This window comes from Streptococcus sp. FSL E2-3488, assembly GCF_038003585.1.
Taxonomy (GTDB): Bacteria; Bacillota; Bacilli; order Lactobacillales; family Streptococcaceae; genus Streptococcus; species Streptococcus thermophilus.
In genome coordinates this window covers 1,793,513-1,816,919 of the sequence record NZ_JBBOPL010000001.1, presented here as the reverse complement: position 1 = coordinate 1,816,919, position 23,407 = coordinate 1,793,513, and the positions used below count along the sequence as shown (strand labels likewise).

At 33.1% G+C, this 23,407-nt stretch carries 19 protein-coding genes and 4 pseudogenes; 17 read left to right on the top strand and 6 right to left on the bottom strand.

Features of this window, described 5'->3' with window-relative positions; translation table 11 throughout:
* The first annotated feature begins 11 nt into the window (after positions 1–11).
* The 9 genes from MHH90_RS09345 (at position 12) to MHH90_RS09310 (ending at position 10,903) form a co-directional block, all read left to right on the top strand.
* Positions 12–1,442 (top strand): ATP-binding protein, encoded by a 1,431-nt coding sequence (locus MHH90_RS09345; protein WP_252524556.1) that lies wholly within the window; start codon positions 12–14, stop codon positions 1,440–1,442.
* Between the two features lie 172 nt (positions 1,443–1,614).
* Positions 1,615–2,211 (top strand): hypothetical protein, encoded by a 597-nt coding sequence (locus MHH90_RS09340; RefSeq protein ID WP_252524555.1) that lies wholly within the window; start codon positions 1,615–1,617, stop codon positions 2,209–2,211.
* 234 nt (positions 2,212–2,445) lie between these two features.
* Positions 2,446–2,586: a hypothetical protein gene (locus MHH90_RS10315; RefSeq protein ID WP_412080327.1), complete on the top strand. Its 141-nt coding sequence runs from the start codon at positions 2,446–2,448 to the stop codon at positions 2,584–2,586.
* A 500-nt stretch (positions 2,587–3,086) separates the two neighbouring features.
* On the top strand, positions 3,087–3,293 hold the full coding sequence (locus MHH90_RS09335; RefSeq protein ID WP_252524554.1) for a hypothetical protein: 207 nt from the start codon (positions 3,087–3,089) through the stop codon (positions 3,291–3,293).
* Between the two features lie 127 nt (positions 3,294–3,420).
* On the top strand, positions 3,421–6,123 hold the full coding sequence (lanM, locus tag MHH90_RS09330) for a type 2 lanthipeptide synthetase LanM (protein WP_252524553.1): 2,703 nt from the start codon (positions 3,421–3,423) through the stop codon (positions 6,121–6,123).
* 10 nt (positions 6,124–6,133) lie between these two features.
* Entirely contained in the window at positions 6,134–8,257 is a 2,124-nt protein-coding gene (locus MHH90_RS09325; RefSeq protein ID WP_252524552.1) for a peptidase domain-containing ABC transporter, read from the top strand.
* A 27-nt stretch (positions 8,258–8,284) separates the two neighbouring features.
* Positions 8,285–8,935, top strand: a complete 651-nt coding sequence (locus MHH90_RS09320) for a flavodoxin family protein (protein WP_252524551.1) — start codon at positions 8,285–8,287, stop codon at positions 8,933–8,935.
* A 28-nt stretch (positions 8,936–8,963) separates the two neighbouring features.
* Positions 8,964–9,143: a hypothetical protein gene (locus MHH90_RS09315; protein WP_252524550.1), complete on the top strand. Its 180-nt coding sequence runs from the start codon at positions 8,964–8,966 to the stop codon at positions 9,141–9,143.
* A 35-nt stretch (positions 9,144–9,178) separates the two neighbouring features.
* Positions 9,179–10,903 (top strand): S8 family serine peptidase, encoded by a 1,725-nt coding sequence (locus MHH90_RS09310; RefSeq protein WP_252524549.1) that lies wholly within the window; start codon positions 9,179–9,181, stop codon positions 10,901–10,903.
* 160 nt (positions 10,904–11,063) lie between these two features.
* Here MHH90_RS09310 and MHH90_RS09305 read toward each other — a convergent pair whose 3' ends face one another.
* The 6 genes and pseudogenes from MHH90_RS09305 to MHH90_RS09280 form a co-directional block, all read right to left on the bottom strand.
* Positions 11,064–11,531, bottom strand: coding sequence for a DUF1643 domain-containing protein (locus tag MHH90_RS09305; protein WP_252524548.1), 468 nt, complete (start codon positions 11,529–11,531; stop codon positions 11,064–11,066).
* Between the two features lie 359 nt (positions 11,532–11,890).
* A complete protein-coding gene (locus MHH90_RS09300) occupies positions 11,891–13,108 on the bottom strand; it encodes a tyrosine-type recombinase/integrase (RefSeq protein ID WP_024009702.1) in 1,218 nt (405 codons plus the stop codon).
* 10 nt (positions 13,109–13,118) lie between these two features.
* Complete coding sequence (locus tag MHH90_RS09295; RefSeq protein ID WP_014607861.1) at positions 13,119–13,391, bottom strand: Fis family transcriptional regulator; 273 nt, start codon at positions 13,389–13,391, stop codon at positions 13,119–13,121.
* 61 nt (positions 13,392–13,452) lie between these two features.
* Entirely contained in the window at positions 13,453–14,643 is a 1,191-nt protein-coding gene (locus tag MHH90_RS09290; protein ID WP_014607862.1) for a hypothetical protein, read from the bottom strand.
* A gap of 246 nt (positions 14,644–14,889) precedes the next feature.
* Positions 14,890–15,600: pseudogene (locus MHH90_RS09285) on the bottom strand (CHAP domain-containing protein); the annotation flags it as partial.
* 54 nt (positions 15,601–15,654) lie between these two features.
* Positions 15,655–16,337, bottom strand: a protein-coding gene (locus MHH90_RS09280; protein WP_162465557.1) for an IS6 family transposase whose coding sequence is annotated in 2 segments (ribosomal slippage) — positions 15,655–15,891 and positions 15,894–16,337 — 681 coding nt in all. Because the reading frame shifts where the segments join, the coding sequence is not laid out codon by codon here.
* 155 nt (positions 16,338–16,492) lie between these two features.
* On the opposite strand from MHH90_RS09280, the pseudogene MHH90_RS09275 reads away from it, so the two are divergent.
* The 8 genes and pseudogenes from MHH90_RS09275 (at position 16,493) to grpE (ending at position 23,350) form a co-directional block, all read left to right on the top strand.
* Positions 16,493–17,709, top strand: a pseudogene (locus MHH90_RS09275) (CapA family protein).
* Between the two features lie 320 nt (positions 17,710–18,029).
* Positions 18,030–18,296: an ACT domain-containing protein gene (locus tag MHH90_RS09270; RefSeq protein WP_002949160.1), complete on the top strand. Its 267-nt coding sequence runs from the start codon at positions 18,030–18,032 to the stop codon at positions 18,294–18,296.
* Between the two features lie 17 nt (positions 18,297–18,313).
* Positions 18,314–19,651, top strand: a complete 1,338-nt coding sequence (locus tag MHH90_RS09265; RefSeq protein ID WP_340725901.1) for a PFL family protein — start codon at positions 18,314–18,316, stop codon at positions 19,649–19,651.
* Between the two features lie 117 nt (positions 19,652–19,768).
* Positions 19,769–20,148 (top strand): annotated as a pseudogene (locus tag MHH90_RS09260) (phosphoglycerate mutase family protein).
* Positions 20,135–20,932, top strand: coding sequence for a M15 family metallopeptidase (locus tag MHH90_RS09255; protein ID WP_011225326.1), 798 nt, complete (start codon positions 20,135–20,137; stop codon positions 20,930–20,932). The pseudogene MHH90_RS09260 and the gene MHH90_RS09255 overlap by 14 nt, the downstream one beginning before the upstream one ends.
* Positions 20,929–21,513: pseudogene (locus tag MHH90_RS09250) on the top strand (glycoside hydrolase family 73 protein). Before MHH90_RS09255 ends, MHH90_RS09250 begins: the two are co-directional and overlap by 4 nt.
* Positions 21,514–21,702: 189 nt before the next feature.
* On the top strand, positions 21,703–22,785 hold the full coding sequence (gene hrcA, locus MHH90_RS09245; protein ID WP_011225328.1) for a heat-inducible transcriptional repressor HrcA: 1,083 nt from the start codon (positions 21,703–21,705) through the stop codon (positions 22,783–22,785).
* A complete protein-coding gene (gene grpE, locus MHH90_RS09240; protein ID WP_340725900.1) occupies positions 22,778–23,350 on the top strand; it encodes a nucleotide exchange factor GrpE in 573 nt (190 codons plus the stop codon). The genes hrcA and grpE overlap by 8 nt, the downstream gene beginning before the upstream one ends.
* Positions 23,351–23,407: the final 57 nt, after the last annotated feature.

Below are 23,407 nucleotides of genomic sequence, written 5' to 3'. Positions count from 1 at the left end.
AGGAGAATTAAATGGAACAAAATTTATCATATTGGCAATTTTCACCAGAAAGTCAATATTTAGATAGAAAAAGTGCACGTAAAAAGCCGTCAGAATTGTTAAAACATCTGATTGCATTTGCAAATGCCGATGGTGGTCAATTAGTTATCGGTATTGAAGATGAAAAACAGAATAATATTATTACAGGTTTTAGGGATAGTAGAGCTTATCCGATTGAAGAATTTGAAAAAATTGATCGTGAAATGCGTGACAATCCTCTTAATATTAAATATAAACGAGTTTCGGTAGAAAACTATAAAGGTGAGGATGATTTTATATTAATAGTTTCTGTAGAATTATCTTCAAATCGAGTTATCACAGCTCCAAACGATGAGGTATATTTGCGCCAAGGTGATGAGTCAGTTAAACTGAGTTACGAACAAAGGACCCAATTAAGCTATGATAAGGGACAGCGTTTCTTTGAAGATGAACTAGTTCCCGATGCAAGCCTAGATGATATTGATGAAAATTTAGTAAATGAGTATAAGAAAAGATTTGATAGTGAAAATCGAACAACAGAAGAAATTTTAAAAGCAAGACGCTTAATGATTAATGGTAGTTTAACTAAGGCTGCAATTTTGCTTTTTGGTAAATATCCGTCTAGTTTCTTTCCTCAAGTTCGAGTTCGTTTTTTACGTTTTGATGGTGTTACAATGGGAACAGGAAGTCAATTTAATGTTGTTAAAGATGTAACTTTCGAAGATGCTCTCCCTACTCTCATTATAAAAGTAAGAGAATTTGTTAGAACTCAACTAAGAGAGTTTCAATATTTAGATGATGAAGGACAATTCCAAGTATTACCAGAATATCCTGAGTTTGCATGGTTTGAAGGAATTGTAAATGCAGTAACGCATAGAAATTACCCAATATTTGGTGATTATATACGCATTATGATGTTTGATGATCGTCTTGAAATTCATAGTCCGGGAAAACTCCCAAATATTGTAACAGTGGAAAACATTAAACATGAGCGATTCTCAAGAAATCCTCGCATAGCAAGAACTTTAACTGAGTTTGGGTGGGTTCGAGAAATGAATGAAGGTGTCAAACGTATTTATTCTGAGATGGAGTCTTTCTTTTTACATGAACCAATTTATTCTGAACCAGGTAACAAGGTTGTTCTAACGCTTGAAAATAGTATTGTTAGTCGTCATCTTAGAGTTGAGGATAGAATGGAAAAAGACTTTGAATATTATACTGACTTAAGCGATGATGAGAAGATAATTCTTCATTATATGTATAATTCTGGTGAAAAAATGACAACGGCTAAGGCTATGAAGCTTACAGAAAGAAGTAGGAGATATGCAGGTAAGTTATTACAAATTATGCTGAAGAAGGGACTTCTAAAATGGCATGGAACTAGTAAAAATGATAGAAATCAATATTATAGTTTAAAAGAGTAGAACGCAGTAGTGCGCAGTAGAACGCAGTAGTGCGCAGTAGAACGCAGTAGTGCGCAGTAAAGATTATATTGTCGTTTTTAAAGTGTAACTATATTGATAGTTTTAAATATTCAAGATAGGTATCTTGAATATTTTTTACATTATTTAATGAAAGTTGAGTGAGGAAATATTAGTGAAGAATTTATTCCAACAACACGAAGTATTGATACTTATTTTAGGTTCTGTGATTTCTCTGATTTCAACAATGGTAGGTTTTTTTGCACAAACTTTAATAACTTCAATACTTACTAACAAAGGGAAAGTAAAAATTTATATTAAATCAGTTTATAATAAAACAACAGGGAAACCTTGGGGATTTACAAATAGTATAGGAAGATCAGGGTTGATATTTGATGTCCCATTATGGTTAGAAATTCATAATATGAAGTCAACTAAACAGATTTTAAGAAATATCAATCTGTCTTTGTATAATTCCAAAAAGTTTATTGGTAAAACGGTTCAAATAAATTGCTATGAGAAGAACGGCATGCAGGAATTTTATGGCGAAAATGGTTCATACAGTTTTTTATTGGCTGGAAATGAAATCAGACGGTTTGAGTTAGAATTTGCGGTTTGGCAGGAGGATTTAGATGGAAAAGAATTTGATGAAGTAAGATTTTCCTACTATGATTCAAAAGACAAGTATCATGAGATGCTAATTTTTAAAATTGATAAGCCTTGGATAATATCGAAAAATGAAATTGATAGTGATTGGAGATTGATAAACTAAAGTTGGAGGAATGCATGTCCATTTCTCTTTAGAAAATCCTATCCAAAATTTTTCCAAAAAACAATTATAAAAGAAAAAGTAGTGAGTACTTTCTCCCGTTGGAGATTGCCTCACTGCTAATCTTAGTATGTTTATTTTAGAGTACTTAGGAAAATATTTCACAGAATTACATTACGTGGTAAGAGTGATTCTATAAAAGAAAGAGTGATAAATATATTTTCAACTTTCGTACTAATGCCTGATGTTATTTTATTAGCTAAAATTTTTTATCGAAAAGATAGTTTGCAAAAAGTAAAAAAAGAGGTAATGGTACCATGTGAAACACTGCTCTATCGATTGGTTGAAATATTTCAAGCTGTTTGCGAATATTATTAAGGCTACAATCAAGGAAATCTTAATTACTTTTTACAAATAAAAGAAAATATAATCACAGAGTATCAAAAAGTTGAATATGATATTTTTAAACGATTAATTTATGAACTAGAAATAAATAGTTTCATGGTTAGCACTGTCTTTCCAGAGCTATTAAGTCATAAATTTAGGAAACAGTAAAAAATGAAGTATGGAAATGTTAAAACATGAGTAGATTTTGAATTTGGGAAAGCAGTAGCTTATGCGTGGTTAAGTGATAGAATAACAAAAAAACAAGCTAAAATGAAAGCGAGGACGATTTTGTTCTCAATGTAATATTTGATTTGTGATGTGATTATATATAAAATTTTATAACATTATTTTTCAATAAATGGGGAAAGATTATCGGAATATCTGACAGAATTTTTTTAATAATCTGTTTTTTTAATAAAATAGTGTACATTAGAATATGATTGTGTTAAAATAAATCTGAAAAAACTCAGATAACTTTGGAGGTTTATAATATGGAAAATAATAATTTTGAAGGCAGTGTTGATTTAGAACGTTTAGAAAAAATTTCAGGTGCTAGTGGAGAGGTTCAACCACGATCAACTCCGACAGTAACAGTACCAATTGCAACACCTGAGTTGACAGCTATTAGTGCATTAACTGTTAGTGTATCTAATTTTGTAACAAAATACAGAAGTTGTGGTAAAGGCTTTTGTAAATAGTTTTTATTAGTTTGATTATTTAATTTAGGATTTATCTGAGTTTTTTCAAAATTTTAAGTGGCTCTAATAGTGAGAGTAACTGCTATTAGAGCCTTGATTTTAGTTTATTAAAAGGGTGAGATTAGTTATGAAAGAAATATTGTTTAATAATTATGTCAAGTGGCAAAGTGGTAATTGTATAAAAGTATTGGAAAGTGAGTATTCTCATATTTTTTCTTTGCTTGATTTTTCTATAATTGAAGAGACATTACAACAAAAAATATTATCCATATCTCTTTCAGCACTAATTCAAGATATTCATAAATGTAAAGAAGAAAAAAAGTTGGGTGAGGAAGATTTAAAGGATACAAAGATTGAGTACCAAAATTATGATAACTTGTTTTTAACTAATGTTTATAAAAGTGAATTCTCAAGTAAATATCCATTGCTAATGGAAAAGGTTAGTATTTTGAAAAGTAATTTTTTTGAGTATACTAAATCTATTTTAAAAGCAGTTCTTAGAGATGAAAATCAATTAGTTGAAGAATTTAAAAATTCTGGCTTTAAAGCCGAAAAATTGGTTGAAATCATTTTTGATGGTGGTGATACACACAATAATGGAAAAAGTGTAGCTATATTGGAATTTGAAAGTGGAAAATTAGTTTTTAAACCTCACTCTTTATCAAATGAGATATTTTTTAATAACCTATTGCAGAAATTGAATTCAAAAAATAATTTTAATTTAAAGGTCATTAAAAACATTGACCATTCTCAATATGGGTATCAAGAATTCATTAAGGAGGTTATTCCAAGTGATAGAAAAGTGATAGAAAGTTATTATAAGAATTTGGGAGCTCTTACTTCGATTTCCTATTTTTTAACTTTAACAGATATCCACTATGACAACATCTTAATGTCATCTGAGTCACCAATCTTTTATGATATAGAAACATTATTTTCTGCTAAAATAAAGAACGATAAAGAAAAGAAACCAGGTATGGTAAATAGTGTTTTAAATACATCTATTCTCCCAACAAATCCAACTGAAGTTTTTCAAAAAGTCGATGTGAGCGGGATGTTTGGTAATTTTCATTATAAAGATGAATATTTTGAAAATAAATTTCTCGTTAATGAGTTTACATCAGATATTAAAATTGTTCAAAATCAAGTTCCTGTATTAAAAAAGTCAATATTGAAAGAGAATTTAGAGGCTGTAAACCCGATTTATTTTTTAGATAATTTTCTGGAAGGATTTTCCAAATACTCAGTTTTTCTTTATGAAAACAAGTCTTTATTAATTGAATTTATAGAAGATAATATTAGTGAAAAAAATATTAATAGGACAATTCTTAGGGACACACAGCTCTATATAGAATTCTTAAATGCGTTATATAATGCTAATTATCTCCAAAATAAAAGTCAAGAAAAAGCGATACTAAACCTCTTATATAAAAATAAATCTTTGGATTTAAAAATAATTGATAGTGAAATAAAACAATTAAAACGTGGTGATATTCCATATTTTTACTATAGTGTTACTAATAAAAATTTGAACGACAGTCAAGGTGTTGTTTGTGAAAATTATATGAAGGATGAAGTTTATAACAATGTTCTAGATTTTATAAAGGGTATAGAATTAATTGATATAGATTTTCAAATAAATTTAATTGAGAAGAGTTTTGCTTTAATTAGAGAAAACATATTTTCTAGTGAATTACAAAAAATTGGCGAGATAGGAGTTGTTAGTAAGTCATACTCACAAGCTGATATTTTAAAGGTATGTAGAAGATATTTAGATAATCTTTTAGAAAAAAATTTGTTTTATGTAGATGACTATATTAATTTGGCCTGTGTAAAATTATTGCCGTGGACTGTTGTAGGCGGAATAGATTATGATTTATATGAAAACTTTGGAATTTTAGTTGTACTTGCTCAAGTGGATAGGTATAGTTCATTTAAAGCATATTACCATATTGTAGAATCTCTTTTTGATACGGCAATAGAAAGATTTAAGCTTGACCTATCGAAAAAACGAATAACTATATCTGCTTTTTCTGGGATTGGTTCCATTATATATGTATCAGCAATGTTGTACAAGATTTATGGTAATCAGAAATATTACGATATTCTTCAAGAAAATTTACAACAGAGCCTTTCTATTATAGAAAAAACAAGGAATATTGATTATATTGATGGATTATCAGGTTTTATAGTACTTATCAGTAATCTTTATGAAAGCATCAGTCTTCCTATTACTGCTCTAGTCTTGGAAAAAAGTACTAGGCAATTAAAAATATTATTAACTGAAGAGCGACTAAATTTAGATGGAATTGGTCTGGCGCATGGACTCTTAGGATTAGTTTATGCTTTGTTAAGACTAAATGATATTTATAATTCATCTTATTATGACCAAAAAATAGTAGAATTGTTAGAAAATATCGATCAAATACAAGTTAGTGATCTATGCGAAACTACTACGTGGTGTAGAGGTATAATGGGAATTCTTCCAATTTTAGATAGGCTTTCATCAGAAGGTTTACTTAAATTTTCAATTGGAGAATTGGATTTTGATGTAACTATTTCAAATGGAAACTCATTGTGTCATGGGATTTCTGGAAATTTGTTATCCTTACTATTCTTAAAAAATGATGATCTTTTATCAGATTTTATTCCAATAGTACAAAAGAAGTTATTTGAAGACGTAAGAAGTGGAAACTTTAATTTGAATCAAAAAGTTACACTATATCATAATTCAATTTCAGGATTAATGTTAGGAGAAGCGGGAGTGGTGTACGGATTGTTAAGTACCGTTATGCCAGATATCACTAATATTTTATATTTAGACATCTAAAGGAAAAATTATGGGGAAAATAAAGTATTGTCACCAAATAAATGAGACAGAGTGTGGATTATGTTGTGTTGTTATGCTTTTGTCTTACTTTGGTTCATACATATCATTAAATTATCTTAGAGATAAAATTAGTGTGGGGAGAGATGGAATAAATCTGTTGCAAATTTCAGATTTATTGTTCGATGAAGGAATAAAGTCAACTATTATTGGTAGAGAGAATTTTTCATTTTGTGAGACTCCAATGATAGCATTAGATGAAAATAGCAATCATTTTTCACTAATAAAACAAACTGCTGGACAGAATTATATAATTTATGATCCTGAAATTGGTAAGTATAAACTAAAATTTTCAGAAGTAATCGAAAAATTTTCATATTTTTTAGTACCAAGCTTAGAAGAAAATTTTATTCCTCAAAAGATTAAAGAAAATTATTGGAGACATTTTTTTGTTCCAATGAAAAAAAGTAAGTTTCAATTCTTTAAACTATTTATATCTTCAATGATAGTTTATTTATTGACACTTTCTGTAACCTTTATGATACAAATACTTATTGATGCTCTAAGTAGTGGTAAAAACGCTGATCAATTTTGCTTGTTTATTGCATTATTAGTTGCGGTAGCCTATCTGATTAGTTCACATATGAGAAATCAAATCTTTATCAAACTCGAATTAATTTTTGATAAAGATTTAAACACTAGTCTATTTACAAAGGTTTTAGAACTTCCGTTTACTTTTTTTAATTCCAGGGGAGAAAATGAAATTCTTTATAGGCTAGGACTTCTTGGTTCTGTTAGATCTCTTATTTCAAATGGTTTAGTAAACGTCATTTTAGATGGTGGGACTGTTTTTTTTCTCCTTATATATATCTTTATATTGAATTACTGCTATGGATTGGTGGTAGTTGTATTATCTATTATTACCTTTATATATATTTTAAATGTTAATCGGAAAATATTAGCTATAAATCAATCAGTATTATCAAAACAAAGTGAGTTACTGAGAATTCAGATTGAATTAGTTAAAACGTTGGAATATTTAAAAGTAACTGGTAGTGAAAAACAAATCTTTAAGAAGTTTTGCGATAAGTTAAGAAGCTTTTTGGGGTATTATAAAAAAAGTGAAAAACTATCTTTTTTTAATTCTTTAGTCTTAGATTTTTTAGGTTTAATGGCTCCGTTTCTGCTTTTGTACACAAGTGTATTTGCTGGTTTATTAGCAAATAATACTATTGGTGAAAAGATGACGCTATATTTTATAGCATCTATGGTGATTAGTAAGGAAACATCGCTATTTCAAAATGTTACAAATTTTGAACTGATAAAAAATATATTAGAGAGAGTAAATGATATATATGATACAAATTCGGAAATTACAAATACTAATAATGCCCCAATACTTGGAATAAAGGAAATGGAATTTAAAGATGTTTCATTTAAATATTCAGATAACTCAGATGAAGTTTTATCAAATATAAATTTTAAAATTAAAAAAGGACAAAAAATTGCTTTTGTTGGAGAAACGGGATCGGGCAAAAGTACAATTTTAAAGTTATTGTCTAGATTATATAATCCGACCAAGGGTAAGATATTGATAAACGGTAGTGATCTGAATACTATTAATATTAGTTCATTTAGGCAATTGATCAGCTATATTCCTCAGAATATTGATTTGATGGATGACACAATATATAATAATTTAGTTTTGGGTAGGCAATATAATAAAGATGAGCTGAAGAATTGTTTAGAGTGCTCTAGACTTTATCAAGATGTAAAACTTCTTCCCTTAGGGCTTAATACAAAAATTTCTAGCATGTCTAATAACTTATCAGGAGGGCAAAAGCAAAGAATAATTATTGCAAGAGCAATGTTATATAAGGGAGCAATGTTAATGAGCGATGAGGGGACATCATCTTTGGACTTTTTAACCGAGAATAAAATCATGAAATCTCTAGACAGATTATTTGATACACAAATAATGGTTGCTCATAGGCTTACTACAATAAAAAATTCAGATATGATATATTTCTTGGATAATGGAAAAATTATTGAATTTGGAACACATGATGAGTTAATGAATATTAGAGGAGCATATTATAAATTATATATTGCTCAGGAAAATTCGGTAGATGCTTAATATTAAAGTTGTTGAAGGAGAACGAACATGAAGTTTTTTATTTTATCAGGAGGAGAATTTAGTTCTTCAAGAACAAATTACTATATGAAGTGGTTAACACAAGAATTACAAAATAAAGGTAACGTTGTTAGTTTTAGAAACTCATATGATGATATCTTAAATAAAGATGTAGTTGGTTTAAAAAAATTTTTTGAAGAAGAAATACTTAATTCAGATGTTGTTATTTTCTGTAGCCCTGTTTACTTACATAATATATCTGGGTCAATGAAAAAAATTTTGGATTTATTTGTAGTGTGGAGTCACTCACTGCGATTAGCAGGTAAAGTAGGTGTTGTAATAACTGTTTCATCAAGTAATGGTAACAAGGAGGTAAGTAAGTATTTAGATAAAATTTTAAACTATTTTGGTGTTACTGTTCTTGGAAATTTTTCTTTTAATCATGCTATGCCAGAAGAAAATATAAAAAATGAATTAATTAATTTTATGGATTTGATAGAGGATACAGATTTATCGAAAGTGAGAGTGTCAGAGCGGCAGAATAAAATATTTTTATTATATAAAGATTGGTATAGTAAAAATATCAATTTGTCTGAAAAAGAAAAAATGTTATTAGAGGAAGTCGGTGTTCAGGAAGCAGAGAATTTTCAAGATATATTTAATAAAAATTTACATATTTAACCATGAGTTTTTATCAGGAGGGGTAACCATGAAAAAAAGTTTAAAGATAATTTCAGAAATTGATTTTGTAGTATTTTTACTTTCTTATTTTGTTGCATATTTCTTTCTAGCAGATAGCGTTATCAAAGTGTTTATTTGTACTGTTGTCTTTACTCTTCAAGTTGTCAATTTTATAACAAAATATATAGGTATAAAAGAAGATGTTTAGATTGAAAAAAAAACAAAATACTTATAGTAATATTATTGTTGCTTTTCGGTGGAAAATCAAGCTTAAGAAGTGTGGGGGCTGAGGATTTTAAAAATAGTACAGCTCCTGATACAGTGTATTCTGATAAGGATAATTTTTCTTCTTCAGATGATATATCATTAACATCAGAAAGTATTATCGATAATCAAATTCCACAATCTAGTAGAATAGTGAATAATGAAACTTCAGACGATTCTGTAGAAAGTCAGATAAATCCTTTAAATGATGAAAATCAGGTGGTTGAAAATGAAGTGCTGGATAAACATTTAGAGAGTCAGACAAATCTCTTAAATAATGAGAATCAGGTGGTTGAAAATGAAGTGCTGGATAAACATTCAGGGAGTCAGACAAACCTTTTGAATGATGAAAATCAGATAGTTAAAAATAGAGCCATCGTACCTTCTTCGAGTGAAACAAAGCTTGTTACACCATTTTGGAGCGCACAATGGGATATTCAAATGGAAACTGATTTTGGAAATAGTTTTAAGTATATTCAGAATCAGTCTTCCGAAGTTAAAATTGGAGTTATTGATTCTGGGATTAATATTGATAACTTTCCTTTCAGAAAGAATAGTTTTTCTTTACTAAAAAACTATGTTTCCAGTGGTGGCTACAGCGGGTGCGATAGCGATGAGAGTGGCGAATCTTCTTATGTAGTTGATAAAACTGGACACGGAACAGCCGTAGTGTCACAAATAATTGGTGATAGTAATTTGCAAGGAATTTATCCGTATGCAAAAATTAATATTTATCGAATTTTTGGAGATGGACCTGCAAAAACTGAATGGATTCTAAGAGCGATAAAAGATGCTGTTGACGACGGTAATGATATCATTAATTTGAGTTTGGGAAAATATCTAATGATTTCTGGTTCTTATGAAGATGGAACTAATGATTTAAATGAATTCAATTTATTTAAAAAGGTTCTTGATTATGCATATGAGAGAGATGTGGTTGTTATAGCCGCTGCTGGTAATGAGTCATTAAACTTGGATGATAATGATAGTTTAATAAATTTCATAAGTACGAAAAAGAAAATTGAACATCCGGGTAAAGTGGTTGATGTTTTTACCGCTATTCCAAGTGTTATAAGTGTTGGAGGAATTGATATATTTGGTTCTCGATCTGATTTTTCAAATTTTAGCAATAAATTAATTTATGCACCGGCAGGAACGACAAAAAATTTTAAATCAATGCCCTATAGTGACTTTTTAGCAGAAGGATATTATTTAACAGATTGGATTTTAGCTGCAGGAAATAGAGGTTATCAGTATTTATCTGGAAATTCATTAGCTGCTGCTAAAGTCACTGGTATAGTCGCAGCAGCTATTGGTAAATATGATTTTTACAAACAAGTAGATCTAGTTAATGCTCATATTTTACAGTCTCTTGTTAATATTGATGGGCTGAATGTTTTATTTATGACACCAGTAGTATATAAAGATAGTGTGAAAGAACAAAAGGGTAACGGTTTGTTTGCTCAAGTAAGAGAAGTGGTATCAGAACAATTAATTACAACTAAAAATATAGAAGATAAAAGAAATAATCAGTTATACAATATTAGTAATAAAATTGAAAAATATAATTATAATGAAAATAAACTACCTGATACAGGTGATGATATAGGTGGCTATGAACTATTGGGAGTTTTTCTTGTATATATGAGTGTAGTTTTTCTTTATAAACGTGAAAAGATGGTCCATTTTCTTTACAAATGGTAGACCAGTACAACAAATTTGATTCACTATTAATCAATAATTTTTAACTAATAAAAGAATTTGATTTCAATTGCTTAAGATTAATTTTAATTGTGATACTAATATTATATAATCTGAATTGATGTAGCTAATTTCCGAAAAATATGTGCATTTTTCAGAAAGATCATCTTGTGTATGGTTTTGGTGTTATATTGTGCTTAACATAGAGAGGATGTTTGGGTTCACCACTTTTATTGATATCTAAGCAATACAATGAATTTACTAGCTTGCAAACTTCCTCTGAGCGATTGATAAAGTTACCATGATTTCCCCAACAAGCAATAGTTAATTTTGATTTATCTGAGTATTCTTTGATATAGAAATCATTAGCACTTCCAACTGGATCTTGTTCAGTGTACAATCTTTGGGGATTAGTTGATCTAAATGCAAATAGGTTTGCCACGAGGATACCACCGTATCCCCAACTCTTGGCGAAGTTGATACATCTCCTGATTGTTGGATCGTCTGTAGTTTCATCAGCAGTTGATGGATTCAATCCGATAAATAAGACAGTTGGTTTTGCTTCGTCCCATATTCTCGATAAAATGTATCGATATTTTCTATCTTCTGATAAAATGGCTTCTTTTTTCATATTTTTATCCTCGTTTTTTTAATTCAGTTTGATTGGTTATAGTATTAATATGCTTAGTAGTGCTAAAAAGTATAAAGGTATTCGATTATTTCCATGTTTCAATGAAAGCTATATAAATTTATTGAAAACTTTTCTGATGAATGTGTCAAGAAAAGTTATGAAATAGGCATTTTAAAACTAAATAAAAATTACTCATATCAAACCAGGTCTTAAGAAAGCTCGTAAAGCTTCACAATTCTCAAAACGTTAATCAATACGATTATATCAATGTTTCAAGACATTCAAGAGTTATCTCTTGGGTGTCTTTTTTTATTCAAAATTCGATAGTTTCCACCAAAGTTTCCACCAATTTTCCACCATTATTTTTTCAAGCTACGAAATGCAATATCGCCTACTGTCCGATTAACTATATCTTTTGTATTTACATAAGTCTTTGTAATTTGCTTATCACTATGAGTTAGAGCTTCTGAAATAGCTTCAAGAGAATAACCTGCTTGTTTGGCAAGAGTAACACCTGCATGTCTTAGTTTGTGTGGTGATGCTGGTGCAAGTTCTGGATGTCTCCGTCTGACTGACTTCATTCTATAATTTAGATAATCCACGTGAAGAGGTAAATTAATGTTGTTTGAACGATCATTATAGGTGAATACAAACTGCTTTTGAGTTTGACGCAATCCAAATAATTTTAACTCCTCTTGTTGTCTTGCTTTCCAATTAGCTAATAGCTCAATTAATTCAATAGGTGTTTTAAAAAGGGTCTTCTTACGACCTTTGGTGGGTTTTATATTTCCGAAACGATCTAAAGCTTGTTCTATCAGTGTTTCTCCAGTAGAGAAATTGATGTGTTTCCATTGAAGAGCATAACTTTCTGATTTTCTATCGGATAAAAAGAATGTCGTATAAAAGAGAGTGTAGTCTTTTAAATCAATAAGTCCTTTCTCTAAGTCTATGTCAAAAGCTTGTAACCATAATTTCAGCTCTTCTTTATCGAGAGATAAATCTTCCTCTCGTTTGCTTTCTTTAAGGAGAATCTTTTTATTAGCTTTAATTCTAGTAATTGTTTTGCGGAGTTTATTTGATGGAATATATTCTAGTTCCTCAGCCCAATCGAAAACAGAATTAACATGGCTCCTAATTACTTTGAAATTAGCATAGCTATTTGCTTTGGGAGTAAGTAATGAAAGAATAAGTTGTTTATTATTATTTGGGTATTCGATAGAATATTTACCCAGAATGGGTAAAATGTGTAGCCTGAATATATTTTCTGTTTGGAAAACTGTTGCTTTTGTGGGTGGTTTTATTGTTGTTGTGGTTTGACCTGCTTTGTATGGTTCGAGCCAAATATCTTCATAAAATTTTTTGAATATGATTTCTCCTTTATTTTTTATGTTTATATGGCTTTTTCCAGACTTAGCATTTTTAATGTCGATAGAAAGTTTTAATTCTACTTCTTTGGCTTCTCGTCTGGTTTTATATTTTCTTTCAAAAAGTTTACCTAAACCCAATTTTGCTTGAACATCTTCTGGAATGTAAAGTCGTAATTGATATGTTCCATTTTTTGTTTTCTTAATAGACATATTTACCTCCTTATGCGCTGATTTCTAATCTTGTCATCCATTGATTGATACTTTTCTTGTTGAAACTAATAGATTTTCCGATTCGGATATAGGGTAATCCCATTGCAATCCCAATATCAAGTGTATTATTAGAGATACCTAGGTAGTTGTAAGTCTGTTTTTTGTTTAGAAAAGTGCTGTCAGCCCCAATATCCTCTTTAAAATGATGAATTTCATTCTTTATTAGTGTTGCAATCATTTGCTGAATTTCTTGAGTTTGTTCTTCTGGCAATTGTACTAGCATATATTATTCTCCTCTTAAAAATAAAAAAGAAGAGTAAAATACTCTCCTGCTGTTAAAAAGATTAATTCTTCTTATTTATTATTTTGTTGAAAAAAACTAGCAAAGCGACCCCGACCACTGTCAATTGTTTGCCCTTATTACGACATGCATCACAAATTGGTATTGTTTTAGGTGATGAGATTGTTTTTTTACAAGTTTTACACTTCTTCGTTTTTAGTGTCATTTTTTTCTCCGTTTCGATTTTTGCTGTTTCGGTATTGCTTAAGTTAACGTTACTATCTTGGTGGAATTCAATTAATTTAGTATTAATATTAATAAATAAGTCCCTATTGTTTTTTGAGTAGCTGTAATGATTATGAATTAATTCTAACAAACTTACTTTTGGGATACTATTATTCTTTATCCATTTTAATTCTTTTACATAAAGAAGTTTTTTTGCTAGTTCTTTCAAATAATTTGTTTTGTATGGAATATTTTGTTTAGAAACTAATTCCATCGAACCTTGAAAAGATAGTAGCCGATCATGGGCTATCCCCTCATTATTTAGTGTTAAATCGATATAAATTTGCATACCAACAATTTTAGTCATAATTTCTATGTCTTGAAGTAAAAAATCAGCATGTGTTTGTAAAGAGGCTTGACGGTATGTTGGTTGGCTGATTTTCTTAATAATTTCATCTCTATTTGAAATTATATCAGATTTAATAGCACTTACTGATTCTTCAAATAATGTATTTGCATCCTTTAGTGACTTAACTTTTTCTCTGAAATCTTTGCTATTGTTGGCTTCTATAACTTTTGTACGAGCTGAATAAAATGGAGCTAGTATACTATTATTTCTTTCCCATCTAATCTGATAATCTTGATTTTCTTTGATATCTAACAGTAAGTTATAGATTTGTTTAAGTTGAGCTTGAGCGATTAGATCACTAGGAACTTGATTTTCGTTGTTATTAGTCATTTTCCTTAATGTCAAATCTTCAACACGATTCTTCTGATCGGTTGTGTCTACAATTACAGCCCTAAGATTTCCTTCTACTTTTCTAGATTCCCCAATTTTATAAGCGCCCTCTTGAAGTTTCGCTTTGGTGTCAGGAGATAGACTGTCAAAGTCAACCTCATATAGAGTAGCATTATTGAAATCTAGTATTTTAGTGTTAGGATTAAGATATTGGTTTGAAAAGTTGAATGGAGGGGTTCCTTTAGTATCAAATAAGTTTAAGATATCAAATGGGAAACTTTCTTTAATCATGTTGGGGAGAGCTTGTTCAAAAGGACTACTTATTTCAAAGATATCTGTTGTTTTGATATCTGTCTCATTTTTAAATAAATCAAAAGATTGTAAGTTTTTTTGATTGATTCTTCTTTTTGCTTTTCTGATTTAGCAACTTCGTTCATTAGATCACCTAGTCATTTTTGTATTAATTATAACATTTAGTATTGATTTTAAACGTATCTAAATTAATAATACTAAAAATTAATATTATTAAAACCATCATCAGTGTCCAATGACATAAGTAATTTGTTTTGCTGTTTCTGCATCAAAAGTGCGGTAGCTAACGACTCCTAGTCCTTTGATATTTGATTCAGAGATGAGGATGGAGCCATCTGATTTGACTTGTTCCACAAAGGCGATGTGGCCATAAGTTGGATCTGCTCCAGCTTGCCCTGGGCTAAAAGATAGAGCGGAGTGTTCGGTTGGGGTATGAGTTGTCTGATACCCTGGGGCATTCATCCATTGGCCACCATTTCCCATATACTTTCCGAAGCTAACACCGACTTCTTTTCCTCGGTTATAGACAAACCAGGTACATTGTCCCCAAGGATAAGACAGTCCTGTGTGGCTTGAGGTATTGATTTCTTTGGTGAGGCTATAGCCTTGTGGGACATCCCCTGTTGTGACACCGCCTCCGTCTCTGGTTTTTCCTTTCGTCTGTTCAGGGGCTTTTGGTGTACCTCCATGCTCATCGATATAGGTATCGAGTTTTTGCATGGTTTCAGCACGCCCTTTCCTAGAGCCAGAGGTATCGGTGAAGTAGACGCCACCATCTGTTGACGTGTTGAGAGAACCACTCGCAAATTTTTGCGCTTTGTCATCTTGGACTTTTAAGGTTTCATTTTTATTGCCAATGATGGTCTGCTTTGTGAGTCCAACAACGGCTACTTCATCGTTAAAATTATTGGCATTTTCTGGATTAGAGTCAAATGCGGTTCTGTTGCAAAGTTTTAAATAAAGAATAAAATCCCTTACGGTATCTATGATTTAAGCTGGGATTCCCAATAATACCTTGATTTCAGTACAGACCGAAAACCCGAAGAGAGTGCCTTCTTTTCGAGTTTTCTTATATAATCCTCGGATGGCTTCCATGCCTTTAATCGTGGTAGAGGCAGTGCGTAAACTTCGATAGAATTTATTGTGTCTCTTTACTGGACGATGGTCTTGTTCAATCAAATTATTCAGGTATTTAATGGTACAATGTTCTGTCCCTTGATAAAAGCCCCGTATTCTCTTAGTTTCTTAAAGGCACTTGTAATAGAGGGGGCTTTATCTGTGACTACAACCTTCGGTTCATCAAACTGCTTAACTAACCGCTCAAGAAAAGCATAGGCTGTTTGTGTGTCCCGTTTTTTACGTAACCAAATATCCAAGGTTAAACCATCTGCATCGATGGCTCGATACAAATAATGCCATTTTCCTTTAATTTTGATGTATATTTCATCCATTTTCCATGAATAAAAGGATTTTTTATTTTTCTTTTTCCAAATTTGATAGAGTAGTTTGCCATATTCTTGCACCCAACGATAAATCGTCGTATGAGAAACGTTAATGCCACGATCATATAAGATTTCTTGAACTTCACGATAGCTAAGGTTATAACGAAGATAGTAGCCCACGGTTACAATAATCACATCCTGCTGAAATTGCTTTCCTTTAAAATGATTTATCGTCATTCCTCCTGCTATCTTTTTCTATTATTCTACCTTATTTGATAGTAGATTTAAAACTTTGCAACAGAACCGATGTAACCGTTTATTAATCTTTTTTATCATCTATGGATAACATTTTTTTGTTACACTAGGAGTATGAAAAAGGAGATATGATGGAACGGAGCCAAGCTAAAAAGCATGACAATACGATGACTAATAAGATTTTGATGAGGTTGATTGCTCTTGTCGTAGGTTTGCTTTTTCTTGAAATTTTGATTATTCATAGTAAAAATGAGCAGCAAAAGAGTGTTTCAAATCAAGTACAGACAGCACGTATCATGGCTAATGGGGACTTGCTTTATCATGACGGTCTCTATATGAGTGCCTTGCAGGCAGATGGTAGTTATGATTTTACTGAAAATTTTACATATGTGAAGCCATGTTAAAGCAGGCTGATTTGGTCTTGGGTGATTTTGAGGGAACTATCAATCCTGATTATCCTTTGTCAGGCTACCCTCTGTTTAATGCTCCTCAATCAGTGACGGCAGTTATTAGTGATGCCGGCTATGATGTTATGGATTTGGCCCATAATCATATTTTGGACTCTGGTTTAGAGGGAGCTTTTACAACAGCCGATGCATTTAAAGAGGTGGGCATTGACCCTGTTGGTGTTTATGAAAATCCTGTGCGTGATAAGGCGCCTCTGTTTATCAAGAATGTTAATGGCATCAAGGTGGCAATACTTTCTTATGCCTATGGTTTCAATGGCTTGGAGTCAAATCTGACCGAAAAAGAGATTGCGCATCATTTGTCGAATCTTGATGAAAAACGGATGAAAGTAGAGATTGAGCGTGCTGAAAAAGAGGCTGACGTTACGGTTATTATGCCACAGATGGGCGTGGAATATCGTTTGGAACCGACAGATGAACAGGTAAAGCTTTACCATAAGATGATTGATTGGGGTGCTGATATTATCTTTGGGGGCCATCCTCATGTGGTTGAGCCGTCTGAAGTGGTTAAAAAGGATGGACAGTAAAAACTCATTATTTACTCAATGGGGAATTTTATCTCTAACCAGCGCATAGAGACTATGGATGGTGTGGATAATGCAGCATGGACAGAGAGGGGCGTCTTAATGGATGTCACTCTTGAGAAAAAGAATTGTCAAACCACGATTAAGACAGCTCAAGCGCATCCAACCTGGGTTAACCGCACACCTAAGGGAACAATTTCGCCAGAGGGATATCCTTTATATACTTATCAAACCTATATTTTAGAGGATTTCATTAAAGGTAGAAAATACAGAAATAAACTAGATGAAGAAACTAAAGAGCGTATAGATACTGCCTATAAAGAAATGAATGCTCATGTTAATCTAAAATGGAAATAAAGCTAAGATATCGCTAAAATTTGGCGATATTTTTCTTTATCGACAAGTTACCAACAGACTTATCCACAGGTGTGGATAAGTCTGTTCTCAGTGTTAAACCTTGATTTTTCAAGGTTTTATTAGAATTGTATTGTTTTACTTGTTAACAAGTTTATCCACAAGTTGTTGGATTGATAGAGACTGAATTTTATAAACGATACTGGTTAAATGTTGTAGAAACATTCGTTTTTTTCAATAAAAAAGGTGTAATTTCTATAAAAAATAGCGTTTTTAATCAAAATATGCTAAAATTATATAAAATAAAATGATGGAGGCTTCTCATGAAAGCGATTATTACAGTTGTAGGTAAGGATAAAGCGGGTATTGTTGCAGGTGTTGCGACTAAGATCGCAGAACTTGGTTTGAATATTGATGATATCACTCAAACAATCCTTGATGAATTCTTTACCATGATGGCGGTTGTATCATCGGAAGATAAGAAAGATTTTACACACCTACGTGCTGAATTAGAAGCTTTTGGTGAATCATTAAACGTCAAAATCAATATCCAAAGCTCAGCGATTTTTGATGCTATGCACAACTTATAAGATAGGGGTAGTTGAAAATGGATATTAAACAGGTTACAGAAACCATTGCTATGATTGAGGAGCAGAACTTTGATGTTCGTACTATCACCATGGGAATTTCACTTCTAGACTGTATCGATTCAGATATTGATAAGGCAGCAGAAAAGGTATACAACAAGATTGTTTCTAAGGCTAAGAACTTGGTAGCTGTTGGTGACGAAATTGCGGCTGAACTTGGTATTCCGATTGTTAATAAACGTGTTTCTGTTACTCCGATTTCAATTATCGGTGCGGCGACAGATGCGACAGGTTATGTACCGTTTGCTAGGGCACTAGACCGTGCAGCTAAGGAAATTGGCATTAACTTTATTGGTGGTTTCTCTGCATTAGTTCAAAAGGGCTACCAAAAAGGTGATGAGATTCTTATTGATTCTATCCCACGTGCGCTTGCTGAGACTGATTTTGTCTGCTCATCTGTTAATATTGGTTCAACAAAAACTGGTATTAACATGACAGCGGTACGTGATATGGGACGTATCATTAAAGAGGCTTCTGAGGCAGATCCAATGGGTCCAGGTAAATTGGTTGTCTTTGCTAATGCGGTTGAAGATAATCCATTTATGGCAAGTGCCTTCCACGGTGTTGGTGAGGCTGACGTTGTAATCAATGTTGGGGTTTCAGGTCCTGGTGTTGTGCAACGTGCTGTTGAGAAGGTTTCAGGTGAAAGTTTTGATGTTTTAGCTGAAACAGTTAAGAAAACTGCCTTTAAAATCACACGTGTAGGGCAGTTGGTTGGTCAAATGGCTAGCGAACGTCTAGGTGTCGAGTTTGGTATTGTAGACTTGTCTCTTGCACCAACTCCAGCAGTAGGTGATTCGGTAGCTCGTGTACTTGAAGCCATGGGGCTTGAAGTTGTTGGTACGCATGGTACTACTGCGGCTCTAGCTCTTCTTAATGACCAAGTTAAAAAAGGTGGTATCATGGCATGTAACCAGGTCGGTGGTTTGTCAGGTGCCTTTATCCCAGTTTCTGAAGATGAAGGAATGATTGCAGCAGTTCAATCTGGGCATATCAACCTTGAAAAATTGGAAGCCATGACGGCTATCTGTTCTGTTGGTCTAGACATGATTGCCATTCCTGCTGATACGCCAGATACAACAATTGCGGCCATGATTGCCGATGAAGCGGCTATTGGTGTCATTAATCAGAAAACAACAGCTGTTCGTATTATTCCTTATGGTAAGGAAGGGGACATGTTGGAACTTGGAGGTCTTCTTGGTTATGCACCAGTAATGAAGGTAAACAAAGCTTCATCGGCGGACTTCATTGCGCGTGGTGGCCAAATCCCAGCCCCTGTTCACAGCTTTAAAAACTAAACGGATGATAAGTGCTTTACCGGATTGGTAAAGCATTTTCTGATGATTTCGCTAGCTAGATAGTCAAGGTGGATTTGTGTTATAATGAGTTCAAAATGACGGAAAGAAGGAGGGGTCATGAGTAAGGTTAAGTTATATATTGCGAGACACGGCAAGACTATGTTTAATACTATTGGTCGTGTTCAAGGTTGGTCTGATAGCCCTTTGACCCCGTTCGGTGAAGAAGGAATTCGTGAACTGGGGGTAGGTCTGAAAGCGGCAGGTATCCCGTTCAAATCTGCTTATTCTAGTGATTCAGGTCGAACTATTCAGACCATGGACATCATTTTACGTGAGACGGGTTTGGAAACTATTCCTTCGAGCATCCTTCATTGGACAACGGTTCGGTTACTGTTGTTGCTTATGAAAATGGTAGATTCACATTGGAAACACTTGGCGATATGACTTATCGTCAGGTTGGACGAGAGATAATAGAAAAAGACAATGGTAAAAAATAGCTATCCGAGTCGCCGTCAGGCGAAAAAGCAAACCAATTGGTTTTTGGTTATCAGTGGCGTCTTGACTGCAATTCTTTTAGTTACAGCAGGACTTTATTCAGTATTTGGTGTCAGTCGTACGGTCCAACAAACCAATGGATCGTCAGTAACAAAAAATAGTAAGCAAATTACCTATTCGACTCAAAGCAAGGATACAAAAGGACTACCTGATGTATCGCCTAAAGACTGGAAATTGCTTTTGGTAAATCGAGATAATAAGTCTAAAGAGCTTAATCCTGAGCTTGCTAACGTATATGGTGTTTCTGTAGATGCGAGAATTGCGAAAAATGTTGAAGAATTTTTAGCAGCAGCTCAAGAAATTAATCCAAGTTATCATTTGATTTCGGGTTATCGTAGTGTTGCCTATCAGACAGAACTTTATAACAGTTATGTTCAGCAGGAAATGGCTGATGATCCGACTTTGACAGAGTCCCAGGCAGAGAAGAAGGTTCAGACTTATTCACAACCACCGGGTGCTAGTGAGCATCAGACAGGTCTTGCGATTGACATGAGTACTGTAGACAGCTTAGATGAAGCAGATCCAGCTACTGTGGCTAAGGTCAAAAAAATAGCGCCAAAGTATGGCTTTGTTCTTCGTTTCCCAGATGGTAAGACATCGTCAACAGGTGTGGGGTATGAGGATTGGCATTTCCGCTACGTTGGTAAAGAATCAGCAGAGTACATGACTGAACATAATCTTACTTTGGAAGAATATTTGGTACTATTAAAGGAGAAAACTAAGTGAGACGACGTTTTAAACTAAAAGCCTTTATAATCTTAGTTGCTGTTTTCGCTTTAGGGATTCTCTTACCGCTGATTCTTCATGCATCTACAGTTGATAATGCTCGTACGGTAAAGGTTTCCTATACGCAGAAAGGGTTTATTGAAAACTTAGCGCCAACAGCACAAAAAATGTCTAAAAACTATGGTGTCCTTGCATAGATTCTCCTTAGCCAAGCCGCATATGAGTCGAACTATGGTAGTAGTCTCTTATCTGTTAAATACCATAATATCTACAGTCTCCCTGCTCGGCCAGGACAAGAACATATCTATCTAAAGGATAATGTTTACAGTAAAGGCAAATGGCAATATCAAAAAGTAGATTTTGCAGTTTTTAGAGACTGGTCAAGTTCTATGTCATCTTATCTAGAAGAACTACGCCAAGGTAGATGGGGAGAATCAACCTATAAAGAGGTGGCAGGAACTACGAGTTATAAAGTTGCGGCAGAAAAGCTACAAGCTGCAGGTTTTAATAGTGATCCTGATTACACTAAACATCTTATTTCTATTATTGAGACCTATAATTTGGTAAAATATGATCGCTGATATTAGAACACCCCTAAGGATGTTTTTTAATGTTTCTAGGTCTCTAGATGTATTTTTAGCACTCTTTCAAAAAGAGTGCTAATTTTTTTGTTTTTTTTGGGTTGACATGTTTAAGTTTAGGTGTATAATAGAATCATAAGTTAGCAGTCGTTGTACGAGAGTGCTAATAAATAGAAATGAGGTGACATCGTGATTACGCAAAGGCAAAACGCTATTTTGAATTTGATAGTTGAGATGTTCACTCGCACACATGAACCAGTTTGTTCTAAAGCATTACAAGACTCGATTGATTCAAGTTCAGCGACCATTCGTAATGACATGGCTAAGTTAGAAAAGATGGGTTATCTTGAGAAAGCTCATATCTCTAGTGGACGCATGCCAAGCCGAGCGGGTTTCCAGTATTTTGTTGCTAATTCTTTGAATCTTGATACGATTGATGAACAAGATGTTTACCAAGTCGTCAAGGCCTTCGACTTTGAAGCCTTTAAACTTGAAGATATCTTGGATGCGGCGGCAAAGCTGCTGGCAGAAATGACAGGATGCACAGCAGTGATTCAAGATGTGGAACCGACCAAACAGCGTCTGACAGGATTTGAGATTGTTCAGCTGTCTAATCACGATGCGTTGGCAGTTCTGACTCTAGATGAATCTAAGCCGGTGACAGTTCAGTTTGCCATTCCAAAGAATTTCTTGTCAAGCGATTTGGAAATTTTTCATAAGCTTGTTCAGGGACGGTTTTTAGGAAATACTGTCTTAGATATCCATTACCGATTGAGAACAGAGACTCCTCAGATTGTGCAAAAGTATTTTAAGATAACAGATAATGTTTTAGATTTGTTTGATTATATCTTTTCACACCTCTTCAAGGAACTGATTTTTATAGAAGGTAAGGTTGCATCACTGGCCTATGCTGATTTGAAAACTTATCAATTTTTGGATAATCCACAACATGTGGCTCTTGCGCTTCGATCAGCTATCTCCGATGATGAAGTGACCAAAATTTCGGTCGCAGAATCAACTGAAGAAGCTCTTGAAAATGTCACGGTTATGAGTCATAAATTCTTGATCCCCTATCGTGGGACGGCACTCATGCATGTGATTGGACCCATTGAAATGGATTATCGTCGCATGGTTAGTTTAGTCAACGTTATCAGTCGAGTTCTGGTTATGAAATTAACGGATTATTACCGTTATCTCAATAGTAACCATTACGAAGTTTTCTTAAGCCGTAACGTTTTAAAAAATATAGAAAGAGGTGAATGCCTTGACTGAAGATATTAAAGAAGAAGAAGTAAAAGAAGAGGAAGCTACCGAGACAACTGAAGAAGTTGTAGAAGGAACAAAGGAAGCTACCGAGACAACTGAAGAAGTTGTAGAAGAAACAAAGGAAACTTCTGAGCTTGAAGAAGCTCAAGCGCGTGCGGAGGAGTTTGAAAATAAATACCTTCGTGTCCATGCAGAGATGCAAAATATTCAACGCCGTGCTAAAGAAGAACGTCAACAATTACAAAAGTATCGTAGCCAAGATTTAGCAAAAGCAATCTTGCCATCACTTGATAACATTGAACGTGCTCTTGCTGTTGAAGGATTGACTGATGATGTTAAAAAAGGTTTGGAAATGATACAGGAAAGTTTGATAAATGCTCTTAAAGAGGAAGGAATCGAAGAAATCGCAGCAGACGGTGAGTTCAATCACAACTTTCATATGGCTATTCAAACCATGCCTGCAGATGATGAGCATCCGGCGGATACCATCGCACAAGTCTTCCAAAAAGGCTACAAACTCCATGACCGCATCCTACGCCCAGCCATGGTAGTAGTATACAAAGAGAACTAAAAAAACCTTGTCCGAAACGACAATAAACTATGAGAGAAAAGATAAGAGGCAAGCCGA